Consider the following 12,713-nt stretch of genomic DNA (forward strand, 5'->3'; position numbering starts at 1 on the left):
GAGAATGCGCCAGGTGCAGCCCCATGTCCTGATCGTCGAGGACGAGCCGTCGCAGCGCGCGGTTCTGAGCTACAACCTTGAATCCGAAGGGTTTCGCATCTCCGAGGCCGAGGATGGCGATGCGGCGCTCCTGATGGTCTCCGAGGAGGTTCCGGACCTGATCGTGCTCGACTGGATGCTGCCCGGCGTCACCGGCATCGAGATCTGCCGGCGGATCAAGTCGCGGCCCGAAACCCGCGACGTGCCGATCATCATGCTCTCGGCGCGCTCCGAAGAGGTCGACCGGGTACGCGGGCTCGAAACCGGCGCCGATGATTATGTCGTGAAGCCGTATTCGGTGACCGAGCTGATGGCGCGGGTGAAGGGCCAGCTGCGCCGGTCGCGACCGGCGGGCGTGGGCGAGACACTGAGCTACGAGGACATCACCCTCGATGCCGAGACGCACCGGGTGCATCGCGACGGCAATCTCCTGAAGCTCGGTCCGACCGAGTTCCGGCTGCTCGCGACCTTCATGGAAAAACCGGGACGGGTCTGGAGCCGCGAGCAGCTTCTCGACCGCGTCTGGGGTCGAGACGTCTATGTCGACACCCGGACCGTCGACGTGCATATCGGCCGACTGCGCAAGGTGCTCTGCGCCCATGGCGGAGACGATCCGCTGCGCACGGTGCGCGGTGCCGGTTACGCGCTTGGATGATCTGACCGAAAGGGAAGCCGCATATCATGGCTTCCCACATCCCATAACGATTAACTCATAATGAAGATTATGTAATTTACTGGATCGTTGCCGGTTCGAGATTTCGAATGATAGGTTTGGACATGTCCCACCTGTCGGAAATCCCGCAGCCTGCCTTGAGGTTCGTGTCGCGCGCCGCCCAATGCGGCGAAAGCGAAGAGCTCTGGCAACTGTTCTGCGCGAGGATGAAGGATTACGGGTTCGATCGCCTCGTCTATGCGATCACCCACTTGTTCGATGCCGACATCGCCGACCCGTCCAGCTGGGTCGTGCTCCATACGCATGATGAAGGCTATGCGCGCCGCCTCTTCGGCGGCGGCGGGATGCTGCGTGGAACGCGGATCGCCGACTGGGCCTTCACCGAAACCGGCATCCTGCCCTGGAGCCGGTACGACGAATTGCCGCCGCAGGACCCGACCGCGGAATTCCGGCTTCGGGAACTGGATCGCGCTTACCGGGTGTGCGCCGGCGTCACCGTGAGCTTTCCGCCGTTGCCGCGACGCACCAAGGGCGTGCTTTCTCTGACCGCGAAACCGGGCTTCGACCAGCATCGGATCGACCGGATGTGGCGCGAGCGCGCCGCCGAGATCGAGGCGCAGTTGCACGTGTTCCACCTGCGGTTCCTGACATTGCCTTTCGGGCCCTACAAGCTGACCGCCCGTCAGAGACAGGTGCTCGAACTCGTGGCCTGCGGGCATACCACGCATCACATGGCGGAAGAGCTGGAACTAACGCCGGCCACCATCGACAAGCATCTCAAGCTGGCCCGCGAAACCCTCGGGGTTGCCACGACGGCGCAGGCTGTGTTGAAGGCGTCACTCTTTAACCAGATTTTCAGTTGAGTTCGTTTTCGTACTTGTGTGGGTCAGGAATACCAGACTTCCAACGCGGCCCGCGCCATGAGATGGTCATTATGTTGACGAGTGAAGGCCGGTTTGGCCAAGTGATGCAGCCCTGGGAAGTGTTTGATCTGGCGCATGTATCAAACCGACAGCAGCAGGTCGGTATCCAGTATGAGATCGCCGCGTCCGTCACCGCCGCCGGGCGCGGCACTCTTTTGTAGCGCCCCCTGCCCTTTGCGATCACGCTCATTTCCGAAATCGCCCGGCTTCGACGGCGGAACGAAAAACGCCGCCCGCGAGGTGCGGACGGCGTCTTCGTCGAGATCGTGGGGCTGGATCAGCCCTTGGCGACCTTGGCCACCTCGGCGGCGAAGTCCTCTTCCACCTTCTCGATGCCTTCGCCCACGGCGAGACGCACGAAACCGGTGATCGTGGCGCCGGCCTCTTTCGCGGCGGCTTCGACGGTCAGGTCGGGGTTCACGACGAACGCCTGACCCAGCAGGGTCGACTCGGCCATGAACTTCTTCATGCGGCCTTCGATCATCTTCTCGATGACCTGCTCGGGCTTGCCGCTCTCGCGGGCGATGTCCATCTGGACCTGCTTTTCCTTCTCGACGATCGCGGGGTCGAGATCGGCCTCGCCGAGCGCGGCGGGGTTGGCGGCGGCGATGTGCATCGCGACCTGACGGCCGAAGGCCTCGTCACCGCCCGAAAGCGCGACCAGAACGCCGATGGTGCCCATGTCGGCGGCAGCAGCGTTGTGGACGTAGGTCACGACCTTCTCGCCCTCGATCGCGGCCATCCGGCGCAGCGTCATGTTCTCGCCGATCTTGGCGATCGCGTCGGTGATCAGCGTGTCGACCGGCTTGCCGTCGACCTCGGTGGTCTTCAGCTCCTCGAGGTTCGACGCCTTGACGCCGGCCTTCGCGATCTTCGAGACGAGGTTCTGGAAGTCGGCGTTCTTGGCGACGAAGTCGGTTTCCGAGTTCAGCTCGATCGCGACGCCGCGGCCACCCTCGACGGCGACGGCCACGAGGCCCTCGGCGGCGGTGCGGCCGGATTTCTTGGCGGCCTTGGCTAGGCCCTTGGTGCGCAGCCAGTCGACCGCGGCTTCCATGTCGCCGTCGGTTTCGGTCAGCGCCTTCTTGGCGTCCATCATGCCTGCGCCGGTGCTCTCGCGCAGTTCCTTGACCATGCTCGCGGTGATCGCCATCGCGTCTCTCCTAGAATTTGAATGGATTCCGGGCGCGGCATATCCGCGCCCGGCAACCGTGATGTGACGGTGCGCCTTATTCGGCGGTGGCGGCTTCGGCGTCGGCGGCGAGCTGCTCTTCGGTGAACTGCTCCATCGCACCCATGTCGACGCCGGCGGCGCCGAGCTGCGCACTCATGCCGTCGAGCGCGGCGCGGGCGGCGAGGTCACAGTAGAGCGCGATCGCGCGGGCGGCGTCGTCGTTGCCCGGGATCACGTAGTCCACGCCCTCGGGCGAGCAGTTGGTGTCGACGACGGCGACGACCGGGATGCCGAGCTTCTTGGCTTCGGAGATCGCCAGGTCTTCCTTGTTGACGTCGATCACGAACAGCAGGTCGGGCACGCCGCCCATTTCACGGATGCCGCCGAGCGAGGCCTGCAGCTTGATCTGCTCGCGCTCCATGCCGAGACGCTCTTTCTTGGTGAGGCCGGCAAAGCCCTGCTCGGCCGCCTCGTCGATGGCGCGCAGGCGGTTGATCGACTGCGACACGGTCTGCCAGTTGGTCAGCGTGCCACCGAGCCAGCGGTGGTTCATGTAGAACTGGGCCGACTTCTCGGCGGCGTCGGCGATCGGCTGGGCGGCCTGACGCTTGGTGCCGACGAAGAGCACGCGGCCGCCCTTGGCGACGGTGTCACGGATGACCTGCAGCGCCTTGTCCAGCATCGGGACGGTCTGGGTCAGGTCCATGATGTGGATGCCGTTGCGGGCACCGTAGATGTACTCGGACATCCGCGGGTTCCAGCGGGCGGTCTGGTGGCCGAAGTGAACGCCGGCCTCGAGCAGCTGGCGCATGGAGAACTCGGGAAGAGCCATGTCTCTATACCTTTCCGGTTTTGCCTCGACGGGGGATCAGGGCGGCTGCCCCAACCGGTGGACCCCGGGGGATGTCTCCCCCCGATAGGCCCGCCCCCGCCTGCGGGATTGATCGTGCGCTGCCCTTAGCGCCACCGCTCTGAAAAGGCAAGACCGGTCAGGTCACGGCTTTCGGAGCCGCTTGATCAGCGACGAGGTATCCCAGCGGCCGCCACCCATCTGCTGCACCTCCTTGTAGAACTGGTCGACCAGCGCCGTCACCGGCAGGCTGACCGACAGCTCGTCGGCCGCGTCGAGACAGATGCCCAGATCCTTGCGCATCCAGTCCACCGCGAAGCCGTGCTCGAAATGATCGTCGAGCATCGTGGAGTGGCGGTTGAGCATCTGCCAGCTGCCGGCGGCGCCCTGGCTGATCACCTCCACGAGCGCGCGGCCGTCGAGCCCGGCCTTTTCTGCGAAGGCCAGCGATTCCGACAGCCCCTGCACCAGCCCGGCGATGGCGATCTGGTTGGCCATCTTGGCCAGCTGCCCGGCGCCGCTTTCGCCCAATCGGCGGCAGATCTTCGCATAGGCATCGATCACCGGTTCGGCCCGGTCGAAATGATCCTGCGCGCCGCCGCACATCACCGAAAGCTGGCCGTTCTCGGCCCCGGCCTGCCCGCCCGAGACCGGCGCATCGACGAAACCGACGCCCTTCGCATCGGCGGCGGCGGCCAGCTCGCGCGTCACGGCGGCGCTGACCGTGGTGTGATCGACGAAGAGCGCGCCCGCCTCCATCCCCGCGAAGCCGCCGTCATCGCCCGCGCAGACCGAGCGCAGATCGTCGTCATTGCCGACGCAGGCAAAGACGATCTCGGCGCCCTTGGCGGCCTCGCGCGGTGTCGCGGCGTGCCGGCCGCCATGCTCGCGGGCCCAGGCCTCGGCCTTGGCGGTGGTGCGATTGTAGACCGTCACCTCGTGCCCGGCCTTCGCCAGATGACCCGCCATGGGGTATCCCATCACGCCCAGTCCCAGAAACGTCAGCTTCGCCATGATGCTCTCCCTGCCTCCCGGGGCTTTCGCTCGCCCCCGAGGCGCGATACTCACCATGCCCAACCGGCCCGTCAAGCACGGGCGACTGCCCCCCGGAGGATCGATGGCCACTCTGTTTCGCTGGCTCCTGCGCCTGACCGTCGGCGTGATCCTCCTCGGCCTTGCCGGGACGGTGCTGGTCTACTGGTTCTTCGCGCGCTCCCTGCCCGATTACGACGCCCGCGCCCGTGTCGCGGGGATTTCCGCGCCGGTGGAGATCGTGCGCGATCACGCCAACGTGCCGCACATCTTCGGCGACGCGGATCGCGACGTGTTCTTCGCGCTCGGCTACGCCCATGCGCAGGACCGGCTTTGGCAGATGACCCTGCTGCGCCGCACCGTTCAGGGACGCCTGTCAGAGCTGTTCGGTCGCCGCACCGCCGAGAGCGACATCCTGATGCGGCGGCTCGACCTCTACCGCGCCGCCACCGCCTCGGTCGAGGATCAGGACGGCCAGACGCGTTCGGCGCTCGAAGCCTATGCGGCGGGCGTCAACGCATGGGTCGGCGAGGTCAATGCCGGGGCGCGGGGCCGCGGCGCGCCCGAGATGTGGCTGTTCAACCAGCCGCTGGCGCCGTGGCAGCCTGCCGACAGCATCGCGATCCTCAAGCTGATGGCCTGGCAGCAGAGCGACCACCTGCAGGCCGAGGTGCTGCGGGCGCGCAGCTCGCTGCTGCTCGAGGAAGAGCGGCTGCGCGACATCCTGCCCGACGTGCCCGGGCCGGGGCTGACCGCCCTGCCCCGCTACGCCGACCTGATGCCCGAGATCCCCGAGCGTCACGCTGCCGCCGAGGCGCCCTTCGATCCGCTCGCTGCGAGCCTGCCCGCGGCGCTGTCGGGCGCCTCGAACGCCTGGGCCGCCGGACCCTCGCGCTCGGCCACCGGCGCGACGCTTCTGGCCAATGACCCGCACCGGCTGCTCACCGCGCCCTCGATCTGGTACCTGGCGCGGCTGGAACTGCGCTCGGGCGGCGTCATCGGCGCGACGATCCCCGGCATCCCGCTGGTGCTGGCCGGCCGCAGCAACGATCTCGGCTGGGGCATCACCGCCTCCTTCGCCGACGATCTCGACCTCTATGCCGAAGAGGTGAACCCGAAGAATGCGGGCGAATACCGCACGGAGGATGGCTGGGCCCGGTTCGAAGCACGCGACAGCATCGTCGAGATCAAGGACGCCGCCGCCGTCACGCTGCGGCTGCAACGCACCGCCAACGGGCCGGTCCTGCCGCCCGAGCAGTTCGCGCTCGACACGATCCGCCCGCGCGGCCACGTGATGACGCTGGCCTGGTCGGGGCTGTCGGACAACGACACCTCGATGACCGCCGGGCTGAGGCTGATGCAGGCCCGCACGATCGAGGAAGGCATCCGCGCCGGCCGGCTGCAGGTCGCGCCGAACCAGAACCTGATCCTCGCCGACCGCAACCGCGTCGCGCTCAAGACCGTGGGCGCGGTGCCGCTGCGCGACCCCGACCACCAGAGCAAGGGTAGGCTGCCGACGCTGGGCTACATTGCCGAGAACCGCTGGCAGGGCCGGCTGCCCTATGTCGACCTGCCCGAGTCCACCGAGCCGGTCGGCGGACTCGTCGGCAACACGAACAACAAGACCGTCGACCGGCCCTTTCCCGAGCATGTCTCCTACCATTGGGGCGACACCCAGCGGATCGCCCGCTGGCGCGGGCTGATGCAGTCGCGCGAGGTGCATACCCGCGACAGCTTCATCGAGGCGCAGCTCGACACGGTGAGCCCCACCGCCCGGGCGTTGCTGCCGATCGTCGGCGCGGATCTGTGGTTCACCGGCGAACCGGCGCCCGAGGGCACGCCGGCCCGGCGCCGTCAGCGCGCGCTCGAACTCCTGGGCGAATGGAACGGCGAGATGAACGAGCACCTGCCCGAACCGCTGATCTACGCCGCCTGGATGCGGGCCTTGCAGGAGCGGCTGATCCGCGACGATCTCGGCCCCCTCGCCAACGCCTATACCCATGTCCGGCCGCTCTTCATCGACCGGGTGTTCCGCGATGTGGACGGCGCCAGCGCCTGGTGCGACATCCGCCAGTCGGCGGCCGAGGAAAGCTGCGCCGACATCGCCCGGATGGCGCTCGACGACGCGCTGATCTGGATCACCGAGACCCATGGTGCCAATCTCGACGCACTACGCTGGGGCGACGCGCACGAGGCGCGGCAGGATCACCCGGTGCTGGGCCAGGCCCCGTTCATCAACTGGTTCGTCAATATCCGCCAGAGCACCTCGGGCGGCGACAACACGCTGAGGCGCGGCCTCACCGACGGGCGTGCGCCGAACCCGTTCCACAACGTCCATGCGGCGGGCTATCGCGGCGTCTACGACTTCGCCGATCCCGACAGCTCGGTCTTCATCATCTCGACCGGCCAGTCGGGCCACCCGCTGTCGCGCCATTACGACGATCTGGGCGAGCTGTGGCGGCGCGGCGAATACATCCCGATGTCGCTCGACCCCAGCCTCGCGCGCGGCGCGGCGGTGGGCATCACCCAGCTCCTGCCCGCCCGGCCCTGAGGCGGAACCGCCGCGCCGCGCGCCGGTTGCCCCTCCGAACCGACACGGAGGATCGCATGAGCGGCAAGTCGCATGAGCAGGTCTGGGAGGAATTCCGCGACCTGGTGAACATGGCCCCCAAGGAGATCGAGGATTTCCTCGACACCGAGGAGAGCAGGTCGGTCGGCGATACAGGCGGCGAGGGCGAGAGCACCGGCCACAAATCGGGCAAGCGCATCGTCGAGATCAAGCGCACCAACAAGGCCGATCTCTCGGAGGACCAGTGGGACCACATGGCCAAGGTCGTGGGCTACATCAAGCGGCACAAGGCGCAAGGCGGCCCCAAGGACGACATGGAGCATTCCAAGTGGCGCTATTCGCTGATGAATTGGGGCCACGACCCGCTGAAGTGACGCCTCAGACGGTCTCGCAGATTTCGATGCGGTTGCCGAACGGGTCCGACACGTAGAACCGCCTGAGCCCCGGCAGCTCGGTCTCGGTGCGCACTGCGATGTCATGCGCGTCGAGGTGGTAGCGCATCGCCGCGAGGTCGGCGACGCGGAAGGCGGGGTGCGCCTTGCGCGCGGGCGCGAAGGGCGTCTCAACACCCAGATGCAGCCGCAGGCTGCGCCCCTCGAACCAGACCCCGCCCCGGCCGGCCAGGATCTCGGGCTTGGCCACCTCCGCGAGGCCCAGGACGCCACCATAGAACCCGCGCGCCGCATCCTCGCCGCCTTCGGGCATGGCAAGCTGGATATGGTGGAGGTCGAGGATCATCTGCGGCGTCCCATGATTGTCATGCCGCACCCTGATAGCGCTATCAGGACGACGCGTCATCCCCCGGCGCGGGCGACGACGTGACGACATGCAGCCCGCCCCGCGCCTGCAGCGGCGCCAGCAGATCCTCGAGAAAGAAACCGGTGAGCTGCGACCTACTGGTCAGCCCGGACTTGCGATAGACGGCGGTGGCGTGCTGGCGCACCGTGGCGCTGGAACAGTCGCGCAGCGTGGCGATCTCCTTGTGGCTGAGCCCCTTGAGCATCAAGAGCGCGATCTCGCTCTCGGTCCCGGTCAGGCCCCATTCCGCGAACTGCGCCGCGATCGCGCGGCTCAGCCCGTCGACATGCGCCCGGCTGGCCTGCCGCCATTGCTCGCCCTCGCGCCGGGCACGGTCGAGATCGCCCAGTAGCCGCGCCCTTTCGCGCCGCATCTCGCGGCTGGCCTGCGAGCCGAAGGCCGTGAAGACGACGGCCCCGGCGAGAAGCGCGGTCTCGAACAGATCGACCGCGAAGGTGGCCCAGGTGAACTGCTCGTCGGCCTGCACGACCTCGAGCACCACCAGCAGGCCGAAAAGGCCGGCGGCAGCGGCGGCGTATATGACGATGCGGGACATGGCCGTCCTCCCGGACAGTGGCGCCCTCCCGGACAACGGAAGGATGCCACGGTTTTCGTTCCGTGGCACCCGTGATTTCAGTTGTCGGTGGCGAAGAAACCCAGGGCGATGGTCTGGTTGCCGGAGGCCTCAAGCGCCAGCACCTCGACCTCGTAGAGTGTGTCGGGGCGGAGGAACGCGGCCGGAACTGTGAAGCCAGTGGCCGCCGGCCCCAGATGCACGTCGAGTTCCGGCTTCGAGAACCCGTCCGGATCTTCGTATTCCTCGTCGGTGACGATCAGCTCGTAACCGGTGATCTCCGGCATCCGATCGTCGAGGGAGGCCGTCACCGGCTCCCATGTCACCTCCAGATCGGCCAGCGGCACGACGGGGGCCTCATCATCCTCGTCTTCGACAAGCGCCGGCGCCGTGATCACCGGCGGCTGCGGAACCAGCGTGGTGAAGCGCGCGATGCCGCGACGACCGGTATCGTCATGGAGCTTCGCGCGCACCGCGTAATCGCCCTCCGGGAAAGCGGCCTTCAGCGCCGCGTAGTCCCAGACCTCCTCCGGCGGCTCGCGGCTCTCGAAGAAGAACGAGCCGAGGCCCAACTCGCCGAGCTGCGCCCGAGGGGCGACATGCAGGACCAGCGCGCCGGAGGGATCGAAGACGCACAGCTCGCTCCAGCCGTCATCGTCGCCATAGCCATGCACGCCGATGTCGCCATCGGTATGGTTGTACTCGATGATCAGCCGCGCCTCGGCGATCTCGGTCGTCTCGGCGGGCATGTCGCCGCAGGGCTCCTGCGCCAGTACCGGCGAAGCGGCAAGCGCGAGTACGGGGATCAGGATGTCGGGTCTCATGGCGTCTCTCCCTGTCTTGAACACGGGGAAAGTCTGCGCCGGGCGAATGGCCGCGCCCATCCGACAGGGCGCGGCCATCGCATCTGTCAGGGCATCAGAGCCGTTCGAAGCGTGCTTTCTGCGCGGCCGACCAGCGGACCTGCATCCTGTGGCCCTCTTCGGTCGGCGTGTCCTCCTCGACGAGGCCCTGCTCGAACAGCCAGGCCCGCTTGCGGCCTGCGGCAAAGGGCACGACCAGCGCCTCGACATGCTTCGCGCCGCCGAGCGCCTCGGAGACCTCGGTCAGGAGCGCATCCATGCCCTCGCCGGTGATGGCCGAGACGGCCGAGACGTTCTCGGTGCGCGCCGCCCGCTCCAGCGCCGCCTCATGGGCATCCGACGCCAGCGTGTCGATCTTGTTCCAGACCTCGATCTTCGGGGTGTCCTCGGGAAGGCCGAGGCTCGACAGGATGCTCTCGACCTCGCGCGCCTGCTCCACCGTCTGCGCATGGCCGATGTCGCGCACATGCAGCACCAGATCGGCGTCGAGCACCTCCTCCAGCGTGGCGCGGAACGCCGCGACCAACTCTGTCGGCAGGTCCGAGATGAAGCCCACCGTGTCCGACAGGATCACCTCGTCGCCGGTCGGCAGCACCACGCGCCGCATCGTCGGGTCGAGCGTGGCGAAGAGCATGTCCTTGGCCATGACCTCGGCGCCGGTCAACCGGTTGAACAGCGTCGATTTCCCGGCATTGGTGTAGCCGACCAGCGCCACGATCGGAAACGGCACCTTGGCGCGCGAGGCACGGTGCAGCGCCCGGGTCTTGACCACCTTGTCGAGCTGGCGCTTGAGCCGCACCAGCTGTTCGTCGATGGCGCGGCGGTCCGCCTCGATCTGCGTCTCGCCGGGGCCGCCGACGAAGCCCAAGCCGCCGCGCTGCCGCTCGAGGTGGGTCCAGGCGCGGACCAGCCGCGTGCGCTGGTAGCTCAGCGCCGCCATCTCGACCTGCAACACGCCCTCGCGGGTCGCGGCGCGATCGCCGAAGATCTCGAGAATGAGCCCGGTCCGATCGAGGATCTTGACCTTCCATTCCTTTTCGAGATTGCGCTGCTGCACCGGGCCGACATGGCCGTCGATCAGCACCAGCTCGACCTCGTTCTCCTTCAGCCGCTGCTTCAGCTCCTCGATCTTGCCGGTGCCGAACAACATGCCGGGATGGCGCTTGGGCAGGCGCACGATCTCGGAGCCCACCACGTCGAGGCCGGGCAGCGCATCGGCGAGCGCCACGGCCTCGGCCAGCGCGGCCACGGGCTCACGCCGGTCGTTGTCGTTCTTGATCTCGGGGTGGATCACCCATGCGCGGGTGTCCGGGGCCTCGGGGATGTAATAATCGGTCAATCTTCACCGTCATAGAGGTTCACGGGCTGCGACGGCATGATGGTCGAGATCGCGCTCTTGTAGACGAGCTGGGATTGACCATCGCGGCGCAGCAGCACGCAGAAATTGTCGAACCAAGTGATGACGCCCTGCAGCTTCACGCCGTTGATCAGGAAGATCGTCACCGGCACCTTGATCTTGCGCACATGGTTCAGGAAGGCGTCCTGAAGGTTCTGCTTGTCACCGGCCATCACGGTCCCTTTGTTCTTGCGGCCGCGTACCGGCCTTTTCCCTCGTTGGAAAGGAGTATGTCGCGCCGCCGGTGGAGTTTCCAGCCCGGAAATAGGTGCAAAGGCGCAGGGCCGCGGCGCGTGTCTCAACTGCGCCAGCTGGAGGGGTTCAAAAGCGCGATGATCGCCAGCGTCTCGAGCCGGCCCAGCACCATCGCCGCGGCGAGGATCGTCTTGGCCATGTCGGGAATGCCGGCATAGGAGATCGGGTATTGCGCGCCGATCTCGGCCAGCGGCCCGGTGGTCGAGAGCGCGGCCACGGTCAGCGTCATCGCCACCTCGAACTGCACGCCCGTGAGCGACAGCGCCAGCATCACCGCCGTCACCGACAGCGCGAAGAGCATGAAGAAGATCCACGAGATGAAGGCGCCCTCGCGACGGATCCGCCGCGCCTCGACGCCGTCGCCGCCGACCGAATGCGGATGCACCAGACGCTCCAGCTCGCGCTTGCCATGCATCCACAGCGCATAGACGCGCAGCAGCTTCACCCCGCCCGCCGTGGTCGCCACACCGCCGCCGATCAGCGCGAGCCCGACGAGGATCAGCCCCGGCGTCTCGAGGCCGGACCAGTCGGCGGCACCGAGCCAGTACCGGCTTTCGAAGCCGGTGGTGGTGAGAAAGGACGAGACGGTGAACAGCGCGCCCCACAGCGCCGAGAAGGCCTGCGGCAGGTCGGCCTCGACCCGGTCCTCGACCGCGCCGAAGAAATGCCGCATGAAGAGCAGCCCGGGCACGATCAGCACCAGCGCGAGGCCCATGCGCAGCTCGGGGTCGCGCATCAGCCGGCCGCCCTGATCGCCGAAGAGGTTGCGCGCGAAGGTGAGCCGCGACAGCGCGAAGACCGAGAACAGCACGATCAGCATCTCGCCCAGCAGCCCGGAATTGGCGTAGCGCAGCCCGCCCACCGGGCTGATGCCGCTGGTGGCGAGGGTCGACATCGCGTGGCAGAACGCCACGAAGGGCCGGTCGCCCGCCGCCACGAGGCCGAGCCAGAGCAGCCCCGTGAGCCCGGCATAGATCGGCAGCAGCCGCGCGGCGTAGCGCACCAGCCGTTCGGAGGGATCGGCGATACGGGTGATCTGGCTCAGCCGCGCGCCGCCCTCGCCGATGATCGACGGGCTGCGCACCTCGAAGCCGCCGAGGTTCATCGGCGCCAGGATCGACACCGCGGTCACCCAGATCAGCAGCCCGCCGAGCCAGCCCACCGTGGCGCGCCACAGATGCAGGCTGTCATTGAGCCGCACCACGTTGTCGTAGACCGTGGCGCCGGTAGTGGTGAAGCTCGACACCATCTCGAACCACGCATTGAGGAAGGAGGTCGTCCCCAGCGCCTCGTGGAACGGGATCGCGAACATGACCGGCAGCACCGTGAAGGCCGCGACCAGCGCCGAAAGCTGGCTGCGCGGCACGCTGGCGGGCCGGTAATTCGCGGTGGCGAGGCCGATCAGCAGCGACAGCATCAGCCCGAGGATCGCGCCGTAGAGAAAGGTGCGCGACGTCAGCCATTCCTCGCGCACCAAAGCGTGGACCGCCGGCAGCATCATCGCCGCCGAACCGATCGCCATCAGCAGCACGAAGAACGGGATGCGGGTGAGACGGTGCTCCATGCG

Annotated in this window: 13 protein-coding genes; 4 read left to right on the plus strand and 9 right to left on the minus strand. The window is 67.5% G+C overall.

Features of this window, described 5'->3' with window-relative positions:
- The first annotated feature begins 4 nt into the window (after positions 1–4).
- Together phoB and ACRAQ3_RS07525 are read left to right on the plus strand one after the other, a co-directional pair.
- On the plus strand, positions 5–694 hold the full coding sequence (gene phoB, locus ACRAQ3_RS07520) for a phosphate regulon transcriptional regulator PhoB (protein ID WP_269396334.1): 690 nt from the start codon (positions 5–7) through the stop codon (positions 692–694).
- Positions 695–816: 122 nt separating this feature from the next.
- Positions 817–1,575, plus strand: a complete 759-nt coding sequence (locus tag ACRAQ3_RS07525; RefSeq protein ID WP_432256209.1) for an autoinducer binding domain-containing protein — start codon at positions 817–819, stop codon at positions 1,573–1,575.
- Between the two features lie 337 nt (positions 1,576–1,912).
- Here the strand turns inward: ACRAQ3_RS07525 and tsf are convergent, their stop codons facing one another.
- The 3 genes from tsf to ACRAQ3_RS07540 form a co-directional block, all read right to left on the minus strand.
- A complete protein-coding gene (gene tsf / locus ACRAQ3_RS07530; protein ID WP_269396336.1) occupies positions 1,913–2,788 on the minus strand; it encodes a translation elongation factor Ts in 876 nt (291 codons plus the stop codon).
- A 76-nt stretch (positions 2,789–2,864) separates the two neighbouring features.
- The gene (gene rpsB / locus ACRAQ3_RS07535) at positions 2,865–3,641 is read right to left on the minus strand and encodes a 30S ribosomal protein S2 (protein WP_432256210.1); all 777 of its coding nucleotides are present in this window, start codon (positions 3,639–3,641) and stop codon (positions 2,865–2,867) included.
- A gap of 162 nt (positions 3,642–3,803) precedes the next feature.
- Positions 3,804–4,673, minus strand: coding sequence for an NAD(P)-dependent oxidoreductase (locus ACRAQ3_RS07540; RefSeq protein WP_432256211.1), 870 nt, complete (start codon positions 4,671–4,673; stop codon positions 3,804–3,806).
- A gap of 103 nt (positions 4,674–4,776) precedes the next feature.
- On the opposite strand from ACRAQ3_RS07540, the gene ACRAQ3_RS07545 reads away from it, so the two are divergent.
- Both ACRAQ3_RS07545 and ACRAQ3_RS07550 read left to right on the plus strand, forming a co-directional pair.
- Complete coding sequence (locus ACRAQ3_RS07545) at positions 4,777–7,242, plus strand: penicillin acylase family protein (RefSeq protein ID WP_432256212.1); 2,466 nt, start codon at positions 4,777–4,779, stop codon at positions 7,240–7,242.
- 56 nt (positions 7,243–7,298) lie between these two features.
- Entirely contained in the window at positions 7,299–7,634 is a 336-nt protein-coding gene (locus ACRAQ3_RS07550; RefSeq protein ID WP_432256213.1) for a DUF3140 domain-containing protein, read from the plus strand.
- Between the two features lie 4 nt (positions 7,635–7,638).
- On the opposite strand, the gene ACRAQ3_RS07555 is transcribed toward ACRAQ3_RS07550, so the two are convergent.
- The 6 genes from ACRAQ3_RS07555 to ACRAQ3_RS07580 form a co-directional block, all read right to left on the minus strand.
- Complete coding sequence (locus tag ACRAQ3_RS07555) at positions 7,639–7,998, minus strand: VOC family protein (RefSeq protein WP_269396341.1); 360 nt, start codon at positions 7,996–7,998, stop codon at positions 7,639–7,641.
- Positions 7,999–8,041: 43 nt separating this feature from the next.
- Positions 8,042–8,614 (minus strand): helix-turn-helix transcriptional regulator, encoded by a 573-nt coding sequence (locus ACRAQ3_RS07560; RefSeq protein ID WP_432256214.1) that lies wholly within the window; start codon positions 8,612–8,614, stop codon positions 8,042–8,044.
- Between the two features lie 77 nt (positions 8,615–8,691).
- Positions 8,692–9,456, minus strand: coding sequence for a hypothetical protein (locus ACRAQ3_RS07565; protein WP_432256215.1), 765 nt, complete (start codon positions 9,454–9,456; stop codon positions 8,692–8,694).
- 94 nt (positions 9,457–9,550) lie between these two features.
- Positions 9,551–10,834: a GTPase HflX gene (hflX, locus tag ACRAQ3_RS07570; protein ID WP_432256216.1), complete on the minus strand. Its 1,284-nt coding sequence runs from the start codon at positions 10,832–10,834 to the stop codon at positions 9,551–9,553.
- Entirely contained in the window at positions 10,831–11,064 is a 234-nt protein-coding gene (hfq, locus tag ACRAQ3_RS07575) for an RNA chaperone Hfq (RefSeq protein ID WP_017928544.1), read from the minus strand. The genes hflX and hfq overlap by 4 nt, the downstream gene beginning before the upstream one ends.
- A gap of 125 nt (positions 11,065–11,189) precedes the next feature.
- On the minus strand, positions 11,190–12,710 hold the full coding sequence (locus ACRAQ3_RS07580; protein WP_432256217.1) for a TrkH family potassium uptake protein: 1,521 nt from the start codon (positions 12,708–12,710) through the stop codon (positions 11,190–11,192).
- Positions 12,711–12,713 lie beyond the last annotated feature (3 nt).

This window comes from Limimaricola sp. AA108-03, assembly GCF_050847355.1.
Lineage (GTDB): Bacteria > Pseudomonadota > Alphaproteobacteria > Rhodobacterales > Rhodobacteraceae > Limimaricola.